This window comes from Nocardia africana NBRC 100379 (assembly GCF_001612635.1).
Taxonomy (GTDB): Bacteria; Actinomycetota; Actinomycetes; order Mycobacteriales; family Mycobacteriaceae; genus Nocardia; species Nocardia africana.
Genome location: NZ_BDAV01000002.1, coordinates 1 through 20,258, shown reverse-complemented (window position 1 = coordinate 20,258; position 20,258 = coordinate 1). Strand labels below are relative to the sequence as shown.

The window sequence follows — 20,258 nt, the reverse complement described above, 5'->3', positions numbered from 1 at the left end:
GTCTTTTTCGGTACTGTCGAGATCCGTTTGTTCGTTCCGATAGGCATCCCGAAGCTCAGGAAGGACGAATCGTGCGGAGCCGGATACGCAGTTGTACCGCTGTCTTGTTCGGAGCTCTCATCGCCGTCGCGGGCGGAATGGTCTCCGCGCCGCATGCGTGGACGCAGCCGCCGGCGCAGGCCGCCGCCGATGATTTCTATGTTCCCCCGGTGCCGCTGCCTCCTGGTCCTCCTGGAGCCATCGTACGAGCTCAGCCCGCATCGCTGATACTGTCGGCGCCGGGGCAACCCGGCGTCGTCCCGGCGATCTCGACACGCATGATGTATCTGAGCAGCGACACGCACGACGCGCCGACCGCGGTGACGGGAACGTATCTGCAGCCGACGCTGCCGTGGAACGGTCCCGGGGAACGCCCATTGGTCGCGTACGCGGTCGGCACGCAGGGGCAGGGCGATCAATGCGCGCCCTCGAAAGTGCTCTCGCAGCTCGTCCAATACCAGCCGCCGTTCGACATCATCGCCGAATACGATGTGTTGGCGCTGTATTCGCTGCTGTCGCGCGGGATGGCCGTCGTGGTCACCGATTACCACGGATTGGGCACACCGGAAATGCATGACTTCCTGAATCGGAAAGCGCAATCCTATGCGGTACTCGATGCGGCGCGGGCGGCGCAGCAGGTGCCGAACAATGGCCTGGGGCCGCGGCCGCCGGTCATCCTCTACGGCTACTCCCAGGGCGGTATGGCCTCGGCCGGCGCGGCGGAGCTGCAACCGAGCTATGCGCCCGAACTGAATATGCTCGGCGCCTACATCGGCGGCCCGGTGGTCGACCCCGAATACTTCATCGGGTTCAACGAGGGCCAGCCGAGCCTTTCCGGTGCGGTCGGCTTCACCCTCAACGGCATCGTCGCGGACTATCCCGATACCCGCCCGGAGCTCGACGCCGAACTCAACGACGCCGGTAAGGCGCTGATGCGCGACGCCGCGGGCAAGTGCGCCATCGCGGTGTCGGTGGACAATCCGCAGCAGCATACGGCCCAATTCACTTCCAGCGGACAGCCACTCACGACCGTGATCGACCGATCTCCGGCGTTGAGCCAGGCGTTCGCCGATCAGCGCATCGGCGGCGGCACACCGTCGGCGCCGGTGCTCATCGCGTCGGCGCGCAACGACGAGGGCGCGCCGTACGCGCCGATCCGAGATGTGGCCGCCGCGTGGTGCAGTCGCGGCGTGCCGGTGCAGATGGACGCGAATGCTCAGCTTCCGCCGATTTCCGGTGTCGTCGGCACCCACGATCTCGCGTTCTTCCCGTCTTTGGCGGCGTCGCAGATGTGGCTGACCGATCGGCTCGCGGCGGCGCCCGCGGCGTCCAACTGCGCCGCGCTGCCGTAGCGGCCGTGCCCGGATGGGGCGCGGACGCCGCCCCGGGGCACCGATGTTCGATCGCTCGACGAACGAGATACATCCGCTGACAACGCAGGGAAGGATCGATCGTGAGGGGCCTGATCCGCAGATGGAACGCAGTGTTGTTCGGCTCGCTCGTCCTGATCGGAGGCGCGGTGATGTCGGCGCCACCCGCGGTGCCGCAACCGGCTACGCAGGCCGCCGCCGATGATTTCTACATACCGCCGCCGGTACCGCCGGTGCCGCCGGGCGCGATCCTTCGTGCCCAACCGGCGGCGCTGGCGATGTCGGCGCCGGGCCAGCCGGGTGTCGTGCCGGCGGCGTCGACGCGAATGATGTACGTCAGCAGCGACACTCACGACGCTCCGACCGCGGTCGTGGCCACCTATCTGCAGCCGATGGTGCCGTGGACCGGCCCGGGTGAACGCCCGCTGGTCGCATACGGAGTCGGCTCTCAGGGCCAGGGCGATCAGTGCGCGCCGTCGAAGGTGCTCCCGCAACTGGCCCAGTTCCGGCCGCCGTACGACCTCATCGCCGAATACGACGTCATCGCGCTGGCGTCGTTGCTCGCGCGCGGCATGGCCGTGGTGCTGACCGATTATCACGGCCTGGGCACGCCCGATGTGCACGATTTTCTCAATCGGAAAGCACAGGCGTATGCCGTACTCGATTCCGCGCGTGCCGCATTGCAATTGCCGGGCACCGGACTGAATCCGCACTCGCCGGTCATTCTGTTCGGCTATTCTCAGGGCGGTATGGCCTCGGCCGGTGCCGCCGAGCTGCAATCGAGCTACGCGCCCGAACTGAACGTGCGCGGGGCCTATATCGGCGGGCCGATCGTCGACCCGGAGAATTTCATCGGCTACAACTACGGCCAACACGGTGTCGGATCCGCCGCGCCGTTCACCCTCAACGGCATCGCCGCCGACTATCCCGAAACGCGTCCGATTCTCGATGCCGAAATCAACGATGCCGGAAAAGGGCTGATGAACGACGCTCTGGGCAACTGCGCCATCGCGGCGTCACTCGACATTCAAATACGACGAATTACGCAAATCACCACCAGCGGAGAACCTCTCACCGCTGTCATCGACCGGTCGCCGGCCCTGAAAGCGGCATTCGACGAGCAGCGCATCGGAACCATGGCGCCCTCGATGCCGGTACTCATCGCCTCGGCCGTGAACGACGAGGGCACACCGTATCCACCGGTTCGCGCCGTGGCCGCCGGGTGGTGCGCCGGTGGCACTCCGGTGCAGCTGGACGCGAATCCACAACTGCCCGCTGTCACCGGTATCGTGGGTACTCACGACCTGGCCTATTTCCCGTCGCTGGCGGCCGCTCATTCCTGGATGACCGATCGGCTGGGCGGTCTGCCCGCGCCGAGTAATTGCGGCGCCCTGCCGTAGCGAGCCCGACAGACGCCGCCCGCCGACCGGGGTGGGCGGCGTCGCGTCGTCTCCGATCGGAAACCCGGGCCCGAAAATTGCGGTCATACCTTGGCGGTTTCGGGGTATCTGCACGTCCGTAGGTCTTTTTCGCTGATCTCTGGACAGCCTGGCACGAACGGCTACTCTGAATATTTCAGGGCCTACGCCGCTTCAAGTTTCAGGCCGGCGCCGCTTCGCGCGGCCGCATTCTCGATCTGGTGTCACTTCTGGATAGCGAGAAGTACATGGCGATCTTCGAACAATCCCGAGCCCGCGACCCCAAGCGCTACCTGTGGATGCTGGGGTTGATAGCACCGGCTTGTGCCCTGCTCCCCGGTCCGCTGGTGGTCCTCACCGGATCGCCGGTGTTCTGGTGGATCGGGCCGATCATCGTCTTCGTGGTCATTCCGTTGCTGGACTGGGCGATCGGAAACGACGGCAGTAATCCGCACGACGAGGACTACGAAGCGCTCTCCAACGACCGCTACTACCGTTGGTGCACTTACCTGTTCCTGCCGATGCAATTCTTCGGCCTGTTCGTCGCGGGTTATCTGTGGGCGGACAACGTGCTGTCGTTCGTCGACAAACTCGGTCTCACCATCACACTCGGGGTGGTGTCCGGTATCGGAATCAATGCCGCGCACGAACTCGGCCACCGGTCCGAGCATCTGGAACGGTGGCTGTCGAAGATCGCGCTCGCGCAGTCCGCGTACGGGCACTTCTTCGTCGAGCACAACCGCGGCCACCACGCCCGTGTCGCGACACCGGACGACCCGGCCAGCGCCCGCTTCGGCGAGTCCCTGTGGGTGTTTCTGCCGCGCAGCATGTTCGGCGGGCTCCGCTCGGCGTTCCGGCTCGAACGGGACCGGCTGGCACGCAGGGGCAAACGGTGGTTCAGCCACGAGAATCACCTGCTGCAGGCTTGGGCGATGAGCGTCGTGCTGTTCGGCGGCATGATTCTGTACTTCGGCCCGCGGGTGATCCCGTGGCTGGCCTTGCAGGCGTTGATCGGCGCCCTCCTGCTCGAGACGGTGAACTACGTCGAGCACTACGGCCTGCTGCGCGCCCGGCGCGCCGACGGCAGCTTCGGGCGCTGCTCGCCGCGCGACAGCTGGAACAGCGACAGTCTGGTCACCAACATCTTCCTGTTCCATCTGCAGCGCCACAGCGACCACCACGCGAATCCCGGGCGCCGCTACCAGACCTTGCGCAGCGTCGAGCAGGCGCCACAGCTTCCGATGGGGTATGCCGGGATGGTCCTGCTGGCCGCGGTGCCGCCGCTGTGGCGCGCCGTGATCGATCCTCGGGTGCTGGCCCACTACGGCGGCGACCGCAGCCTGGTCAACGTCAAACCGCCGCGCAAACGGCCGTTCGAGAAGGCCGGCGAGCGCTCACGCTGAGTTCCGCCCGCGATTCGCCGTGCCGTGCACAGCGCGGATTTGCGACGTGGTCGAGGGATCGGCCGTGCCGAACACCGTTCAGCGGTTACTCTCGATGATCGAGACGTTCTCGTGCGAACGTCGTCGGATAGGCCCATGCAAACCTCGAGCCGGATCGGTGGTCGCCGGTGATCAGGGAGGAGCCGTTCGCGATGGTGATGTTCGAGTCGACGAAACGATCTACCGCGCCCGGCGGGGCGCCACGACACCCCCGCGGGGGTGATGCGCGATGACCGGGCCCTCACCTCTCAACGGTGGCGAACCCGCCCTGCTGAACGGTTCGGTGACGCTGGTCGAGGGCAGCACCTTCTGCCTGTCCGACCGGGTCGGCGACGTGGAATCGGGAACCTCGCAGGGCCTGTTCTATCGCGATGCCCGAGTGGTGTCGCGCTGGGAGCTGCGGGTGGACGGGCAGCGGCTCGAACCGCTGTCGGTGCTCAGTCCCGAGGCCTTCACCGCGCGCTTCATCCTGCGGCGGCCGCCGCGGTCCGGCGCCGCCGATTCCAGTCTGCTGGTGGTGCGCGAACGACTCGTCGCCGACGGTATGCGGGAGACGGTCATCCTGGAGAATCTCGGCCGCGAACCCACGGCCGTGGTGCTCGAACTGCGGGCCGACGCCGACTTCGTGGATCTGTTCGCGGTGAAGGAGGGCCGGGCCGGGCACGGACGCGCGGAAATACTGGTCACCGACAACGAACTGCTGCTCAACGACCGCTCCGATCGCGCACGCGGCCTGGCGGTCTCCTCCTCGGAACTGCCGACCGTGCTGCCCGGCTCGCTGACCTGGCGCATCGTCGTGCCCGCCACCGGGCGCTGGCAGACCGAGATCCTCGCGCAGCCGACGGTGGCCAATCAGCGGGTGCATGTCGCGCTGCGCCCCGGCGAGCACTATCGCAGCAGCGAACCGGGCCGCAAGATGGCCGCGTGGCGCGATACCGCCACCAAACTCACCACCGGCGATCCGCAGCTCACCGCCATTCTGCAGCGCACCGAAAGCGATCTGGGCGCACTGCAGATTCGCGAGGAACGCCGGCATCGCACCTTCGTCGCCGCCGGCGCGCCGTGGTTCATGACGCTGTTCGGCCGCGACTCGCTGCTCACCGCGTGGATGGCGCTGCCGCTGGACTCCTCGCTCGCACTCGGCACCATGCAGCAATTGGCCGAAATGCAGGGCCAGCAGGTCGACGCGCTCACCGAGGAGGAGCCGGGCCGCATCATGCACGAGATCCGCCGCGGCCCGGCGGGCGGACTGGCCCTGGGCGGTGAGGTGTACTACGGAACCGTCGACGCCACACCGCTTTTCGTGATGCTGCTGGCCGAGACACGGCGGTGGGGTGCGTCGCCGGACGCCGTGCAGACACTGCTGCCGGCGGCCGACGCCGCCCTCGATTGGATATCGCACTTCGGCGACCGCGACGGTGACGGCTTCGTCGAATATCAGCGCGCGACCGACCGCGGCCTGATCAATCAGGGCTGGAAGGACAGCTTCGACGGCATCAACGACGCGGCCGGACATCTCGCCCAAGCGCCGATCGCATTGTGCGAGGTGCAGGGCTACGTCTACGCGGCGATCCTCGCCCGCGCCGAACTGGCCGAGGAATTCGGGCAGTCGGACAAGGCGGAGAAGCTGCGCGAACAAGCCGCCGAATTGCGGACGAAATTCTCTGAAGCCTTCTGGATTCCCGAAAAGGGCTGGTATGCCGTCGCTTTGGACGGCAACAAGCGCCGCGTCGATGCGCTCACCAGCAATGTCGGGCATTGCCTGTGGTCGGGGATCGTGACCGACGAACACGCCGAACAACTGGTGCACCATCTGGCGACCGCGGAGATGGATTCCGGATTCGGTTTGCGCACATTGGCTTCCGGTATGGGCGCGTTCAATCCGATGAGTTATCACAACGGTTCGGTCTGGCCGCACGACACCGCCATCGCCGTCGCCGGTCTGCTGCGTTACCGGCACATCCCGGGCGCGGTCGGGCTGGCTACCCGGCTGTCCAACGGATTACTCGACGCCGCAACCGCTTTCGGTGGTCGCCTGCCCGAGTTGTTCTGCGGTTTCCAGCGTTCGCGCTTCTCGGCGCCGGTGCCGTATCCGACCTCGTGTTCCCCGCAGGCCTGGGCCAGTGCCGCGCCACTGCTGCTGGTCCGTTCGTTCCTCGGGCTCGAACCCGACGTGCCGCATCGCACGGTGACCGTCCTGCCACACGTTCCCGCGCGCTGGGGCAGAGTGGAGCTCACCGATCTGCGCCTCGGCGGAACGGCGGTGGATCTCGCGGTGGACGGCGAGCAGGTGATCGCCACCAACCTGCCCGAGGATTGGCGACTGATCACCCACTGAACCTCACAGGGCTGAACCTCACAGGGCGACGCGCTGGTCCTCGGGAAGGAAGAGTTTGTCCGACGGCTGGACGCCGAAGGTCGTGTAGAACTCCGGCAGGTTGCGCACCACCTGGTTGCAGCGGAATTCGCCGGGGGAGTGCGGATCCGTGGCGACCTGCTGTTCGAGCGACTGCTGGGTCCGCTTCTCCCGCCAGTTGCGGCCCCAGGACTGGAACATCGGAGTGTAGTCCGGGGTGTGGCGGCCGTTCTTGGCTTCCTCGATGCGGAAGGCGGCCAGCGCGATCATCAGTCCACGCAGGTCGGCGAGGTTTTCGCCGACGGTCAGCTGGCCGTTGACGTGATCGCTGGGCGGCAGTCCCTCGGGCACCAGCGCGTTGTACTGATCGATCAACTGTTTCGTCTTGGCGTCGAACGCGGCCCGGTCCTCCGGGGTCCACCAGTCCTCGCGATTGCCCTCGCCGTTGTACTTCGAGCCCTGGTCGTCGAAGCCGTGCCCGATCTCGTGGCCGATGGTCGCACCGATCGCGCCGTAGTTCACCGCCGGTTCGGCGTCGGTGTCGAAGAACGGGGCCTGCAGGATCGCGGCGGGGAAGTTGATGGAGTTGGAGGTGGTCTCGTAGTAGGCGTTGACGGTCTGCGGCGACATGTCCCATTCGGCCTTGTCCACCGGCGTCCCCAGCTTGGCCATCGAACGCTTCGCCTCGAAAGCCTCGATGGCGAGAAGCGATTCGACCAGCCGGCCGCGGGTGACCTTCAGCTTCGAATAGTCCACCCACTTGTCGGGGTAGCCGATCTTGACCGTGATCTTGTCCAGTTTAGCGATCGCGGCCTCGCGCGTCCGTGGCGACATCCAGGAGGAGTTGCGGAAGTTGTCGCGGTAGGCGGCAAGCAGATTGTCGACCAGTTCCTTGGCACGCGTCTTCGCCTGCGGCGGAAAGTATTTCGCCACGTACAACTTGCCCAGCTGCTCACCGAGACTGGCGTCGACCACCGCGACCGCCGACTTCCACAGCTCCGGGCGCTGCGCGATTCCGCTGGTGGCCTTCAGGTAATCGAAGTTCGCGTCCGACAGTTCCTTGTTCATGTACTTGGCGTATTTGCGCAGAAGGCTGAGCTTCAGCCATTCCCGCCAGATGGTGATATCCACCTCGGTCCACAGCTGCCCGGCCGCGGTGACGAACGACGGCTCGCCGACGACCATCGTCCCGAACAGCTCCTTGGGCCGGTCGGTGCTGCCGGCCAGCCACGGCTCCCAGTCGAAACCCGGTGCCAGCGTGGTCATCTCGTTCCACGCCATGAGGTTGTAGGTGGCATCGGAATCGCGGGTGCGCACGTTGTCCCAGTAACCCGCGGCGATGCGCTTCTCGAGATCCAGGGTGCGCTCGGCCGCGCCGTCCGGGTCGGGCAGGCCGGCGCCGGTCGCCAGTTTGTGCAGCAGCGTCTGGTACGCCGAAAGATATTGCGCGAATTCGGGTTTGCGGTAGTACTGCTCGCTCATTCCGAGACCGGATTGGCTCACCGAAGGAATGTAGGCGTCGGAATTCTTGCGGTCGATACTCACGCCCAGCCCGATCAGCCCGCCCAGCGGCAGCTCGCCCATGACCTTCGCCAGGTCGGCCTTGGTCTGCGCCCCGTCGATCCGCGCGAACAGCGGTTGCAGCGGGGTGGTGCCGAGCTTCTCGAGTGTGTCCAGATCCATCCGGGCGTCGTAGAGGTCGCGGATCTGCTGGCCCTCCGACCCGTCCTTCGGATCGTGGATGCCGTCGATGACCTCGCGCAGCTGTCCCTCGATCCGATCGGACACCTCGGCGAAGGTGCCGTAGGAGACCTTGTCCGGCGGCAGCTGGTAGGTGCGCAACCAGGTGCCGTTGATATTGCGGTAGAGATCGTCCTGCGGCCGCACCGCGGGGTCGAGGCCCGACAGGTCGGGGCCGGTGAGGGGTTTCGGCTTCGCGTCGTCGCTGTTGCACGCCACCAGGGCGGTGGCCACCGGCACCGCGCCGAGGGCGATCAGGAACGAGCGGCGACCCAGGCGGACCTGGCGACCGGACGATGTCACAGAAAATCCTCTCCCCGACTTCATCGTGCACCTGCGCGACGCCCATCACGACGGCTCCGCCCGGAGGCGGGGCCGGTTGCGTCGGTGAGAGGCTAACCGAACCCGCTGAGTAACGCCTGAGTTCGGCCGCCACGCGTGGGGTGGCCACCCCGCACTCTCGGCTCGGCCCCGATTTGGGTGCGACCTGCGGCTTCGCTACACTTGACCGGTTGCCTGCGGGCATTGTGCCCGCACTTCGGCCGCGAACCCACAGTGGTTGATCCTTCCGATCATGCAAAACCGCTGGCAGGCGCTGCCCCGCTGAGCTTGCGGGAGCGGGCCGTCAAGGTCCGTCGAAGGGCAACTGACCATGCCCGTCGGGTCGGTAATCCGGCGTGCATTACGTCCAGGTCTAGGAGGAGCTGAAGTGATTCAGCAGGAGTCGCGACTGCGCGTCGCCGACAACACGGGTGCCAAGGAGATTCTGTGCATCCGCGTGCTCGGCGGGTCGTCGCGTCGCTATGCCGGTATCGGCGACGTCATCGTCGCCACCGTCAAGGACGCCATCCCCGGCGGCAACGTCAAGAAGGGTGACGTCGTCAAGGCGGTCGTCGTGCGCACCGTCAAGGAGCGTCGTCGTCCGGACGGTTCGTACATCAAGTTCGACGAGAACGCCGCGGTGCTGATCAAGGCGGACAACGATCCGCGTGGCACCCGCATCTTCGGCCCCGTCGGCCGCGAGCTGCGTGACAAGCGGTTCATGAAGATCGTTTCGCTGGCCCCGGAGGTGCTCTGACATGAAGGTGCACAAGGGCGACACCGTGATCGTCGTCTCGGGTAAGGACAAGGGCGCCAAGGGCAAGGTCATCCAGGCCTACCCGGCGACCGACAAGGTCCTGGTCGAGGGCGTGAACCGGATCAAGAAGCACGTCGCGAACTCCGCGAACCAGCGCGGCGCCAGCTCCGGCGGCATCGTGACCCAGGAGGCGCCCATCCACGTGTCCAACGTGATGGTTGTCGACTCCGACGGCAAGCCGACCCGGGTGGGTTACCGCACCGACGAGAACGGCAAGCGGGTGCGCATCTCCCGTCGCAACGGGAAGGACATCTGAGCATGACCACGGCAGAAAACACAGAGAAGATTGCTCCGCGTCTGAAGCTGCGCTACCGCGCGGAGATCAAGGACGCGCTGAACAGCGAGTTCAACTACGCCAACGTGATGCAGATCCCGGGCGTGGTGAAGGTCGTCGTCAACATGGGTGTCGGTGACGCCGCCCGCGACGCCAAGCTGATCAACGGCGCCGTCAACGACCTGGCCCTGATCACCGGTCAGAAGCCGGAGATCCGCAAGGCCCGCAAGTCCATCGCGCAGTTCAAGCTGCGTGAGGGTATGCCGATCGGCGCGCGCGTCACGCTGCGCGGCGACCGCATGTGGGAGTTCCTGGACCGCCTGGTGTCCATCGCGCTGCCCCGTATCCGCGACTTCCGCGGCCTGTCGCCGAAGCAGTTCGACGGCAACGGCAACTACACGTTCGGCCTCAGCGAGCAGTCGATGTTCCACGAGATCGACGTGGACTCCATCGACCGTCCGCGCGGTATGGACATCACGGTCGTGACCACCGCGACCAACGATGAGGAGGGCCGCGCCCTGCTCAAGCACCTCGGCTTCCCGTTCAAGGAGAACTGAGCATATGGCTAAGAAAGCTCTCGTCAACAAAGCCGCCGCGAAGCCGAAGTTCGCCGTTCGTGGCTACACCCGCTGCCAGCGCTGCGGCCGCCCCCGCGCGGTCTACCGCAAGTTCGGCCTCTGCCGCGTCTGCGTCCGTGAGATGGCGCACCGCGGCGAGCTGCCGGGCGTGCACAAGAGCTCCTGGTGAGCCGGCGCTGCTGAGGCAGCGCCCGCGCTGAGCGCGACAATCGAATCGAGAAAGGGTACGGACTCGGCCGAGTCCGTACCCTTTCTCGCGTCGGAACGAGGGTCCCGAACTCGGTGCGGGTGGTCGCACTCGCCGGATGTGAAACATGGTGCATCGCAAGGTCTTCGGACGCCGGCGTCGCTCCGATCGCGTGAACCGATCGGGATGCTGATCGGCGGCACTCACCCCGATTTTGGCTGCTGGAGCCGCTCGCCTACACTAGACCGGTTGCTCGGGCACCCTCGTGCCCATATGCGTGCGCATTGCTCCGGGTGACAGCATTCCAATCCGGTCGGCAATGGTGTCGGCCGGACCAGCCGAAATTGTCGTAGGCCCACGACCGCCCCGCGTGACGGTGCTGTATGGGAACCGCGGCGAGAAAGGTAACGGTCAACACATGACCATGACTGATCCGATCGCAGACTTTCTGACCCGTCTGCGCAACGCCAACTCGGCGTACCACGATCAGGTGAAGGCTCCGCACTCGAAGCTCAAGGCGAACATCGCCGAGATCCTCAAGCGCGAGGGCTACATCGCCGACTACCGCACCGAAGAGGCGAACGTCGGCCAGACCCTGATCGTCGACCTGAAGTACGGCCCGAGCCGGGAGCGCAGCCTGCAGGGTGTGCGTCGCGTCTCGAAGCCGGGTCTGCGGGTGTACGCGAAATCCACCAACCTGCCCAAGGTGCTGGGCGGTCTGGGCGTGGCAATTATCTCCACGTCGAAGGGCCTGCTCACCGACCGTCAGGCCAAGCAGCAGGGTGTGGGCGGGGAAGTCCTCGCCTACGTCTGGTAAGGGAGGTAGGAACAATGTCGCGTATCGGTAAGAAGCCGATCTCGGTTCCCGCCGGCGTCGAGGTGACCATCGACGGCCAGCAGGTGTCGGTGAAGGGGCCCAAGGGCACCCTCTCGCACACCGTCGCGGAGCCGATCACCGTCACCAAGGCCGAGAACGGTGAGCTGGAGGTGGCCCGTCCCGACGACGAGCGCCGCAACCGCTCGCTGCACGGCCTGAGCCGCACCCTGATCAACAACATGATCGTCGGCGTGACCCAGGGCTACGAGAAGAAGATGGAAATCTTCGGCGTCGGTTACCGCGTGCAGCAGAAGGGTTCGAACCTCGAGTTCGCCCTCGGCTACAGCCACCCGGTTCCGGTCGAGGCTCCCGAGGGCATCACCTTCCAGGTCGAGGCCCCCACCAAGTTCTCGGTGTCCGGCATCGACAAGCAGAAGGTCGGCCAGATCGCCGCGGTGATCCACGGCCTGCGCAAGCCCGACCCGTACAAGGGCAAGGGCATCCGCTACGCCGGTGAGGTCGTTCGCCGCAAGGTCGGAAAGACGGGTAAGTAAGCCATGGCACAAACTGAAGCTCAGAAAGCCGCCCGCAAGCCGGTCGGCAAGGATGCGTCGACTCGTCGCCGGGTGTCGAAGACCCGTCGGCATTTCCGTCTGCGCAAGAGGGTCCTCGGCACCGCCGAGCGTCCGCGTCTGGTCGTGTTCCGCTCCTCGCGGCACCTGCACGCCCAGGTGATCGACGACTCCGTCGGCAAGACCGTCGCGTCCGCGTCCTCGATCGAGGCGGATGTGCGCGCGCTCGACGGTGACAAGTCCGCGAAGGGCAAGAAGGTCGGCGAGCTGCTGGCCGCCCGCGCGAAGGCCGCCGGTGTGGAGGCCGTGGTGTTCGACCGCGGTGGCCACGACTACCACGGCCGCATCGCCGCTCTGGCGGATGCTGCTCGCGAAGGTGGGTTGAAATTCTGATGCAGATTCAGCTCATGGACCGAATGAACATGAACGGAAGGAACGTCTGATGCCGGGACGTCAGCGGCGTGACGGCGGCAGCGGACCCGCCGGACAGGGTGGCAGTGGCAACGAGCGCGATCAGCGCGGCGGCGGTCGCGACCGTCGCGGCGGCGGTGACCGTCGCGACAATGCCGCCGAGAAGAACCAGCTCGAGCGTGTCGTAGCGATCAACCGCGTCTCCAAGGTCGTGAAGGGTGGTCGTCGCTTCAGCTTCACCGCCCTCGTGATCGTGGGCGACGGCAACGGCCTGGTCGGTGTCGGATACGGCAAGGCCAAGGAAGTTCCCGCGGCCATCCAGAAGGGTGTCGAGGAGGCTCGCAAGGGCTTCTTCCGCGTCCCGATGATCGGCAGCACCATCACGCACCCCGTGCAGGGTGAGGCTGCCGCCGGTGTCGTCATGCTGCGTCCGGCCTCGCCGGGTACCGGTGTGATCGCCGGTGGTGCGGCGCGTGCCGTGCTGGAGTGCGCCGGTATCCACGACATCCTGGCCAAGTCGCTCGGTAGCGACAACGCCATCAACGTCGTGCACGCCACGGTGGCGGCTCTGAAGATGCTGCAGCGTCCGGAGGAGGTGGCCGCTCGCCGCGGTCTGCCGATCGAGGACGTTGCCCCGGCGGGCATGCTGCGTGCGCGTGCCGGACAGGGAGTCTGACATGGCACAGCTCAAGGTGACCCAGATCAAGTCCACGATCGGCGCCAAGAAGAATCAGCGGGAGTCGCTTCGCACCCTCGGCCTGCGCGGTATCCGCCAGACCGTGGTCCGCGAGGACAACGCCCAGAACCGCGGGCTGATCAACGTCGTGCGCCACCTCGTTTCCGTTGAGGAGGAAACCGCATGACCCCCATCAAGCTCCACCACCTGCGGCCCGCCCCGGGCGCCAAGACCGAGAAGATCCGTGTGGGTCGCGGTGAAGGCTCCAAGGGTAAGACCGCCGGTCGCGGTACCAAGGGGACGAAGGCTCGCAAGAACGTGCCGGCCCGTTTCGAGGGCGGCCAGATGCCGATCCACATGCGCCTGCCGAAGCTGAAGGGGTTCACCAACCCGTTCCGCGTCGAGTACCAGGTCGTGAACGTCGGCGATATCGCGCGGCTGTTCCCGCAGGGCGGCACCATCGGCAAGGACGAGCTCGTCGCTGCCGGTGCCGTGCGTAAGAACCAGTTGGTGAAGGTGCTCGGCGAGGGCGAGATCGGGGTGGCCGTCCAGGTCAGCGCCGACAAGTTCTCCGGCTCCGCCAAGGAGAAGATCACCGCCGCCGGTGGTACCGCCACCGAACTGGGCTGACAGTTACCGGTAATGCAGTCGGGGCGCCGGACGGGTGAGAGCCCGTCCGGCGTCGCTGTTAGAGTTCAAGTGTTGTCTGCCAACCAGTCTGCCCCGTTGTCGTGGCACAGGACCGGCCCCGCCCTGTAGGGCACCGGTATGTGCCGAGGTGACGGAAGTGGGCGTGACCCCCGTGTCGTCAGCCAGGAGGATCTGTGCTTTCCGCCTTCGTGTCGGCCTTCCGGACCCCGGACTTGCGGCGGAAGATTCTCTTCACGCTGGGCCTGATCGCGCTGTACCGCGTCGGCGCCTCGCTACCGTCGCCCGGCGTCGACTACAAGGCGATCCGTCATTGCATCGACGTCGTCTCCGGCGGTGACAATGCCGGCATCTACCAGCTGATCAACCTGTTCTCGGGTGGTGCGCTGCTGCAGCTGTCGGTGTTCGCGATCGGGATCATGCCCTACATCACCGCGAGCATCATCATCCAGCTGCTGACGGTGGTCATCCCGCGGTTCGAGGAACTGCGAAAAGAAGGCCAGTCCGGCCAGAACAAGATGACGCAGTACACGCGGTATCTGTCGATCGCGCTCGCGATTCTGCAGGCCACGGGTCTGGTGGCCCTGGCCGCGCGCGGTCAGCTGCTGCGCGGCTGCCCGCAGGACATCCTCGCCGACACCAGCATCTTCGGCATGATCATCATCGTGCTGGTGATGACCGCCGGCGCGGCGCTGGTGATGTGGTTCGGCGAGCAGATCACCGAGCGCGGTATCGGCAACGGTATGTCGCTGCTGATCTTCGCCGGTATCGCCGCCCGCATCCCGAGCGAGGGCAAGCAGATCCTCGACAGCAAGGGCGGCCTGATCTTCGGGCTGGTGTGTGTCGCCGCCTTCGTGGTGATCGTCGGCGTGATCTTCGTCGAACAGGGCCAGCGCCGGATACCGGTGCAGTACGCCAAGCGTGTGGTCGGCCGCAAGATGTACGGCGGCTCCTCGACCTACCTACCGCTGAAGGTCAACCAGGCGGGTGTGATCCCGGTGATCTTCGCCTCCTCGCTGCTGTATCTGCCGAACCTGGTCGCCCAGCTGACCCAGTCGACCAACTCCGACAGCTGGTGGCAGAAGATCATCCAGAAGTATCTGGTGAACCCGGGCAACCCGGTGTACGTCGTGATCTACTTCGCGTTGATCGTGTTCTTCACCTACTTCTACGTCGCGATCACCTTCAACCCGGAGGAACGCGCGGACGAGATGAAGAAGTTCGGCGGCTTCATTCCCGGTTACCGTCCGGGTAAGCCGACCGCCGACTATCTGAACTATGTACTGAGCCGAATCACCCTCCCCGGTTCGATCTATCTCGGTGCTGTTGCCGTACTGCCCAACCTGCTGTTGCACATCGGTGGTGGCGGCGGCGGTTCGAACTTCCTGCCGTTCGGCGGCACGTCGGTGCTGATCGTCGTGAGCGTCGGCCTCGATACGGTCAAACAGATCGAGAGCCAACTGATGAACAGAAATTACGAAGGGTTCCTCAAGTGAGACTCGTACTGCTCGGACCGCCGGGTGCCGGTAAAGGGACACAGGCCGAACTGCTGTCGGACAAGCTGGGTGTTCCGCACATCTCCACGGGGAATTTGTTCCGTGCGAACATCTCCCAGCAGACCCCGCTGGGCCGCGAGGCGCAGAAGTACCTCGACGCCGGCAACCTGGTGCCCAGTGACGTGACCAATCGCATGGTGGAGTCCCGCATCGCCGAGCCCGACGCCGTCAACGGTTTCGTGCTCGACGGCTACCCGCGCACGGTCGACCAGGCCGAGGCCCTGGAGAAGATGCTCAAGGAGTCCGGCCACGCGCTGGACGCGGTCCTGAGTTTCGAGGTTCCCGAGGAGACGCTCGTCGAGCGTCTGGTCGAGCGCGGCCGCACCAGCGGACGCACCGACGACAACGAGACGATCATCCGGAACCGGATGAACGTGTACCGCGAGGAAACCGAGCCGCTGCTCGAGCACTACGACGGTCTCGTGGTCGCCGTCGACGGTGTCGGTGAGATCGCCGAGGTCAACACCCGCGCGCTCCGAGCCCTGGGTCGCTGAGGCGAATGGTTTTCGGCCTCAAGCAGAAGAAGGTGGTGCCGTTCCGCACCGCCGGTGAGCTCGATGCCATGGCCGCGGCCGGCGCGATCGTCGGCCGTGCGCTGGTGGCCGTGCGCGCGGCCGCCAAGCCCGGCGTGTCGACCTTGGAATTGGACGAGGTCGCCGAGCAGACCATTCGCGAAGCGGGCGCCGTCCCGTCCTTCAAGGGCTATCACGGTTTCCCGGGATCGATCTGCTCCTCGGTGAACGACCGGGTGGTGCACGGGATTCCGTCGAAGGACGAGGTGCTCGCCGAGGGCGATCTGGTATCCATCGACTGCGGCGCGATTCTCGACGGCTGGCACGGCGATTCGGCGTGGACGTTCGGCGTCGGCGAGGTCATCGAGGCCGATCGGCTGCTCAGCGAGGCCACCCGGCTGTCGATGGACGCGGGGATCGCGGCCATGCTGCCGGGCAATCGCCTGACCGACGTCTCGCACGCCATCGAGCTGGGGACGCGCGCCGCGGAGAAGGAGCACGGCCGCGCCTACGGCATCGTGGACGGGTACGGCGGACACGGCATCGGCCGCCAGATGCATATGGATCCGTTCCTCGCCAACGAGGGCGCGCCCGGACGCGGTCCGAAACTGGTGGTCGGTTCGGTGCTGGCCATCGAGCCGATGCTGACCCTCGGCACCACGGAAACCACTGTGCTGGACGATGATTGGACCGTCGTCACCACCGACGGCAGTCGCGCCGCGCACTGGGAGCACACGGTGGCTGTCACCGAGGACGGTCCGCGGATCCTGACCGTTCGTCCCGAATAATTCGTTTCGCGACGCACCCGTGGCCTCGTCGGCGCGGGTGCGTCGTGCTGTCAGCGGGCTGTCACGCGGTGCGCCCGGTCATGGTGGTGAGCGGTACCACGCCGGTCCAGCCGCACGGGCGGTCGCAACTGGCGACGACGGTGGGCGCCCCGGCGAAGTCGGCCGAAGCCCGTGCGGGATAACCGCATTCGGGGCATTTGCCGAAGTAGTCGAGAACCTCGTGCATTCCGGGGTTCATGGCGATACTGCGTTCCGTCACGGGCCCTCCCTCCAAATCGGCGTACGGCGTCGAGACCGCACGTGGAGATGAATATTTGCTGGTCGTGAACCTAACTCGCGGGCCGGTCCGGTCGATCGGTTCCGGGTTGCGCATTGGACATCTCACAAACGGTGCGGCGAGGCGCTGCGGGTGTGCCACAGCTGTCCGGCGCCGCGCTCGCCCGTGCCGGGTCGATTAAGCTGCTCGACGGCGTAACCGTGTATCGAGGGGGGACTGTGGCCGGTTCGGTGATGGCCGAGGGTAGCGATCGGGAATTGGTGGCGGCGATCGGTGATCTGGCCGCGCGGTCCGGGCTGGGCCGGCATCACCGGACATATCTGCCCCGTCCGCCACGCACGGGCGGCAAGATCGTGCTGATCGTGCTCGCGATCGCCGGGGTGATCGCGGCGGTGGTGTCGTTCGCGGTGAGGCAGCCGGTCCTCGGAATTCTGGCCGCGGTCTTTCCGATCGTGTTGATACCGGCGCTGATTCGGGCATTCCGCTACACCCGCAGCTACGAGGGCGCCCGGCTGGACCTCTACGAGCGGGGACTGGTCGCGGCCCTGCTGGGCCGGTTGTGGGCGGTGCGTTACGACAGCACCACCGTGTATCAGAACATCGTGCGGCATATGCGCAACGGCCATCACATCGGTACCACCTACGCCTATACCCTCACCGATCTCGCCGGAACGAATTTCGTTGTCGGCGACGGGATTTCGGATCCGCAGCAGTGGGGGCCGGCGATTCAGCAGGCCGTCACCGAAGCGCAGTTGCCGCAGGCGCTGGCAGCCCTGCAGGCGGGACATCGGCTCGTCTTCGGCGAGCTGTGGATGACGTGGTACGAGGTCGGCTCACCGCGCAAGTCGGCGCCGTGGTCGCAGGTGAATCAGGTGTCGATTTCCGAGGGCCGGCTCAGCGTCGATGTGGCCGGGCGCTGGTTCGCGCTGACCTCCGCGATGGTGAGCGATATTCCGAACTTCCTGATCTTCGAGGCCCTGGCGACCCACCTGACGCGGGTGCACGGCGGCAGCCGACACTGAATTTCCTTGGGCGCCACCGGATATTCAATCTGGTGTGCTGTTGTTGCTACTGCGCGCGTCGACGGTGGAGGTGGCAGTGGTCAACGAACGGCTTCATGCCGACATGATGACGGTGCTCGAGGGGCTCGACGAGCAATTGCGCGGGATCGCGGAGATCCAGATGCGACGCTCCCGGCTGACGGCCACGGCGAGCACCTGTGAGCAGCGAATTCAGGTGACGGTCAATGCCGATGGACTGCTGATCGACACGAAGTTCGCCGACGACATCGCCGATCTGACCTACGACGAGATCGCCGCGGGGATGACCGCGGCGGTGCAGCAGGCCGCGGCGGAGGTGCTGCGACTCGGCGCCGAACTGATGCGGCCGCTGCGTGAGCGCAAGGCGCAGTTGCCGAAATTGTCGGAATTCGTCGAGGGCGCACCGGATCTCGGGCAGATGATGCCCACCGCGCCACCGGCGCCGACCCGGGTCGAGGACTATCGCGACGTTCCGCCCGCGCATCCGGTGGACGGCAGCGCGCACCGCTCGATGGTGTCCGACGAGGACTGATTCCCCGTGAGCCTGTACCTGCCCCCGCCCGTGCGTCCGATCGCCTGGGTCGCCGGCTCGAGCTGGCCCGACGGTGACGAAGACAAGATGTGGGCGGTTTCGCGGGCCTGGGAACAGGCGTCGAAGGATCTCGCGGCGCAGGTCTCCGGTATCGAGAGCGCGAAAACGGCGGCGATGGCGGCATTTCCGGCCGGCGATGCCGCCGATCAGATCGGCAAGTTGTTCGATGCCTTCCTGCAGGGTGACCAGTCGCTCGCGACCCTGGCCGAATCGTTCAAGACCATCAGCGATTCGACCTTCGATGTCGGTACCGAACTGCAGTCGGCGAAAATCAACATCATCGTCTCGTTGTGCCTGCTGCTGGTCGAGATCGCCTGGGCGTGGCTGTTCCCGCCGACCGCGCCGGCGGTGGAGGCCGCCGCGATCGGCACCACGCGATCGATCGTGAAATATATCGCCGACGCGCTGCAGAACGCACTCGAGCGCGCATGGGCGAAACTGGGTTTCGCCACGCGCGGTGAACTCAACGGCGCCTCCCGTTACTGGTTCAAGCACATCCTCTCGGCCGATACCTGGAAGGGGATGAAGGGGCAGACCTGGAAGTACAAGGCCAAGACGATTCTGCCCACGGCGAAGGGCATGGGTGTCTACACGCTGAAATTCGGTGAGGGGGCGCTCTGGGGCCCGGTGACCAACGCGATCGTGCAGGGCGCGCAGATCGCCGACGGTAAGCGGCACGGATTCAACTGGAAGGAATTCGGGGCATCCTGGGCGGCCTCGGCATTGAGCACCATTCCCGGTCGCGAACTCGGTCGCTACATGGGCTTCGGGATCGGCAATCTCGACAAGAAATTCGGCGGCGCGATCACCAATATGCCGTTCCGGTCGGGGATGTTCCTGCAAGGGGCGACCATCGGTGCCACCGCCGGTGTATTCGGCAACATATTCGGCAATCTCGGCGCGGGTGCGGTGACCGGCGATATCGCGGGTGCGTTCGCGGGGCCGGAAGGCTGGGTAGGTAGTGCGGCCCGCGGTGGAATGGTCGGCGGTATGCGCGGTCTCGGCACGAAGACCACCACCAATACCCAGGGCGACCCGAGATTCAACCTGTGGATGAATGCGAAGGCGCCGTGGGCCCCGCCGAAGACACCGCCCCCGAACAACCCGCTGGCGCCGCGACCGGTGGCGGGGGAGACCGGGGCGGCGTCGACGCACTCGGGTGGCACGACGAATACCGCGACGACGAACTCGGGGGGAAACCACCAGCAGGGCGGTGGTTTCCGCGACCCGTCCGATCCGAATTACATGACTCCGTCGCGCCCGGCTCCCGTCGCGCCGACCCGAACGGCCGGTGTCAGTGGTGGCGGCAACCATTCGGGCACACCGGGTTTCGGTGGACACCACCAGTCGACGTCCGGTGGGGGCGGTGGTGGTTTCCGTGATCCGTCGGATCCGAATTACATGACGCCGTCGCGTCCGGCGCCACCGTCGCCGGTGAATGGTGGGCACGGTGGTGGTTTCCGTGATCCGTCGGATCCGAATTACATGACGCCGTCGCGTCCCGCGCCACCGCCGCCGGTGAACAGTGGGCAGGGCGGTGGTTTCCGCGACCCGTCGGATCCGAACTATATGACTCCGTCGCGTCCGGCGCCGCAGCCGCCGGTGAACGGTGGGCAGGGGGGCGGTGGGTTTCGCTCACCCTCGGATCCGAACTACATGGTGCCGTCGCGTCCCGCGCCACCGCCGCCGGTGGGCGGTGGCGACGGATCCGCGCCGCATCCGGCCGGCAGCTCCGCGAATGCAGCCCCGGGCTCTCGCCCGGCGCCGACAGTCAACGCCGCCCCGGGAGGGAATTCGAATAATCCGCCGAACTTTTCCCGGCCGTTT

22 protein-coding genes are annotated in these 20,258 nt (G+C 66.2%); 20 read left to right on the top strand and 2 right to left on the bottom strand.

Annotated elements, in window-relative coordinates; translation table 11 throughout:
• The first annotated feature begins 317 nt into the window (after positions 1 to 317).
• The 4 genes from NA3_RS01730 (at position 318) to NA3_RS01715 (ending at position 6,607) form a co-directional block, all read left to right on the top strand.
• The gene (locus tag NA3_RS01730; RefSeq protein WP_062961833.1) at positions 318 to 1,391 is read left to right on the top strand and encodes a lipase family protein; all 1,074 of its coding nucleotides are present in this window, start codon (positions 318 to 320) and stop codon (positions 1,389 to 1,391) included.
• A gap of 101 nt (positions 1,392 to 1,492) precedes the next feature.
• The gene (locus NA3_RS01725) at positions 1,493 to 2,809 is read left to right on the top strand and encodes a lipase family protein (RefSeq protein ID WP_128145068.1); all 1,317 of its coding nucleotides are present in this window, start codon (positions 1,493 to 1,495) and stop codon (positions 2,807 to 2,809) included.
• Positions 2,810 to 3,075: 266 nt separating this feature from the next.
• Positions 3,076 to 4,230 carry an alkane 1-monooxygenase gene (locus NA3_RS01720; protein WP_062961831.1) on the top strand — a complete coding sequence of 385 codons (1,155 nt, stop codon included), beginning with the start codon at positions 3,076 to 3,078 and terminating at the stop codon, positions 4,228 to 4,230.
• Positions 4,231 to 4,498: 268 nt separating this feature from the next.
• Positions 4,499 to 6,607: an amylo-alpha-1,6-glucosidase gene (locus NA3_RS01715; protein ID WP_062961830.1), complete on the top strand. Its 2,109-nt coding sequence runs from the start codon at positions 4,499 to 4,501 to the stop codon at positions 6,605 to 6,607.
• Between the two features lie 18 nt (positions 6,608 to 6,625).
• Here the strand turns inward: NA3_RS01715 and NA3_RS01710 are convergent, their stop codons facing one another.
• A complete protein-coding gene (locus NA3_RS01710; protein WP_308189562.1) occupies positions 6,626 to 8,668 on the bottom strand; it encodes a M13 family metallopeptidase in 2,043 nt (680 codons plus the stop codon).
• A gap of 406 nt (positions 8,669 to 9,074) precedes the next feature.
• Between NA3_RS01710 and rplN the strand changes: the two genes are divergently transcribed.
• The 13 genes from rplN (at position 9,075) to map (ending at position 16,522) form a co-directional block, all read left to right on the top strand.
• Positions 9,075 to 9,443 (top strand): 50S ribosomal protein L14, encoded by a 369-nt coding sequence (gene rplN, locus NA3_RS01705; protein ID WP_030513395.1) that lies wholly within the window; start codon positions 9,075 to 9,077, stop codon positions 9,441 to 9,443.
• A gap of 1 nt (position 9,444) precedes the next feature.
• Positions 9,445 to 9,759 (top strand): 50S ribosomal protein L24, encoded by a 315-nt coding sequence (rplX, locus tag NA3_RS01700; protein WP_036498213.1) that lies wholly within the window; start codon positions 9,445 to 9,447, stop codon positions 9,757 to 9,759.
• A 2-nt stretch (positions 9,760 to 9,761) separates the two neighbouring features.
• A complete protein-coding gene (rplE, locus tag NA3_RS01695; protein ID WP_062961828.1) occupies positions 9,762 to 10,334 on the top strand; it encodes a 50S ribosomal protein L5 in 573 nt (190 codons plus the stop codon).
• Positions 10,335 to 10,338: 4 nt separating this feature from the next.
• Complete coding sequence (locus NA3_RS01690) at positions 10,339 to 10,524, top strand: type Z 30S ribosomal protein S14 (RefSeq protein ID WP_025347225.1); 186 nt, start codon at positions 10,339 to 10,341, stop codon at positions 10,522 to 10,524.
• Positions 10,525 to 10,960: 436 nt separating this feature from the next.
• Positions 10,961 to 11,359, top strand: coding sequence for a 30S ribosomal protein S8 (gene rpsH, locus NA3_RS01685; RefSeq protein ID WP_062962014.1), 399 nt, complete (start codon positions 10,961 to 10,963; stop codon positions 11,357 to 11,359).
• A gap of 14 nt (positions 11,360 to 11,373) precedes the next feature.
• Positions 11,374 to 11,913, top strand: coding sequence for a 50S ribosomal protein L6 (gene rplF, locus NA3_RS01680; protein WP_062961827.1), 540 nt, complete (start codon positions 11,374 to 11,376; stop codon positions 11,911 to 11,913).
• Between the two features lie 3 nt (positions 11,914 to 11,916).
• Entirely contained in the window at positions 11,917 to 12,324 is a 408-nt protein-coding gene (gene rplR / locus NA3_RS01675) for a 50S ribosomal protein L18 (RefSeq protein WP_062961826.1), read from the top strand.
• 49 nt (positions 12,325 to 12,373) lie between these two features.
• Entirely contained in the window at positions 12,374 to 13,018 is a 645-nt protein-coding gene (rpsE, locus tag NA3_RS01670) for a 30S ribosomal protein S5 (protein ID WP_039776501.1), read from the top strand.
• Between the two features lies 1 nt (position 13,019).
• On the top strand, positions 13,020 to 13,205 hold the full coding sequence (rpmD, locus tag NA3_RS01665) for a 50S ribosomal protein L30 (protein ID WP_030513404.1): 186 nt from the start codon (positions 13,020 to 13,022) through the stop codon (positions 13,203 to 13,205).
• On the top strand, positions 13,202 to 13,648 hold the full coding sequence (gene rplO, locus NA3_RS01660) for a 50S ribosomal protein L15 (RefSeq protein ID WP_030513405.1): 447 nt from the start codon (positions 13,202 to 13,204) through the stop codon (positions 13,646 to 13,648). Before rpmD ends, rplO begins: the two co-directional genes overlap by 4 nt.
• 194 nt (positions 13,649 to 13,842) lie before the next feature.
• Positions 13,843 to 15,162: a preprotein translocase subunit SecY gene (secY, locus tag NA3_RS01655; protein WP_062961825.1), complete on the top strand. Its 1,320-nt coding sequence runs from the start codon at positions 13,843 to 13,845 to the stop codon at positions 15,160 to 15,162.
• Complete coding sequence (locus NA3_RS01650) at positions 15,159 to 15,716, top strand: adenylate kinase (protein ID WP_039776504.1); 558 nt, start codon at positions 15,159 to 15,161, stop codon at positions 15,714 to 15,716. The genes secY and NA3_RS01650 overlap by 4 nt, the downstream gene beginning before the upstream one ends.
• Before the next feature lie 5 nt (positions 15,717 to 15,721).
• Positions 15,722 to 16,522 carry a type I methionyl aminopeptidase gene (gene map, locus NA3_RS01645; protein WP_062961824.1) on the top strand — a complete coding sequence of 267 codons (801 nt, stop codon included), beginning with the start codon at positions 15,722 to 15,724 and terminating at the stop codon, positions 16,520 to 16,522.
• A 61-nt stretch (positions 16,523 to 16,583) separates the two neighbouring features.
• Here the strand turns inward: map and NA3_RS01640 are convergent, their stop codons facing one another.
• Positions 16,584 to 16,781, bottom strand: a complete 198-nt coding sequence (locus NA3_RS01640) for a hypothetical protein (RefSeq protein WP_030513409.1) — start codon at positions 16,779 to 16,781, stop codon at positions 16,584 to 16,586.
• Between the two features lie 236 nt (positions 16,782 to 17,017).
• Here NA3_RS01640 and NA3_RS01635 point away from each other — a divergent pair, with 236 nt between their 5' ends.
• The 3 genes from NA3_RS01635 to NA3_RS01625 form a co-directional block, all read left to right on the top strand.
• Positions 17,018 to 17,821 carry a DUF6585 family protein gene (locus tag NA3_RS01635; protein WP_062961823.1) on the top strand — a complete coding sequence of 268 codons (804 nt, stop codon included), beginning with the start codon at positions 17,018 to 17,020 and terminating at the stop codon, positions 17,819 to 17,821.
• 34 nt (positions 17,822 to 17,855) lie between these two features.
• On the top strand, positions 17,856 to 18,371 hold the full coding sequence (locus NA3_RS01630; RefSeq protein ID WP_062961822.1) for a YbaB/EbfC family nucleoid-associated protein: 516 nt from the start codon (positions 17,856 to 17,858) through the stop codon (positions 18,369 to 18,371).
• Positions 18,372 to 18,377: 6 nt separating this feature from the next.
• A partial coding sequence (locus NA3_RS01625; protein WP_501193616.1) for a WXG100-like domain-containing protein occupies positions 18,378 to 20,258 on the top strand: 1,881 nt, incomplete at its 3' end.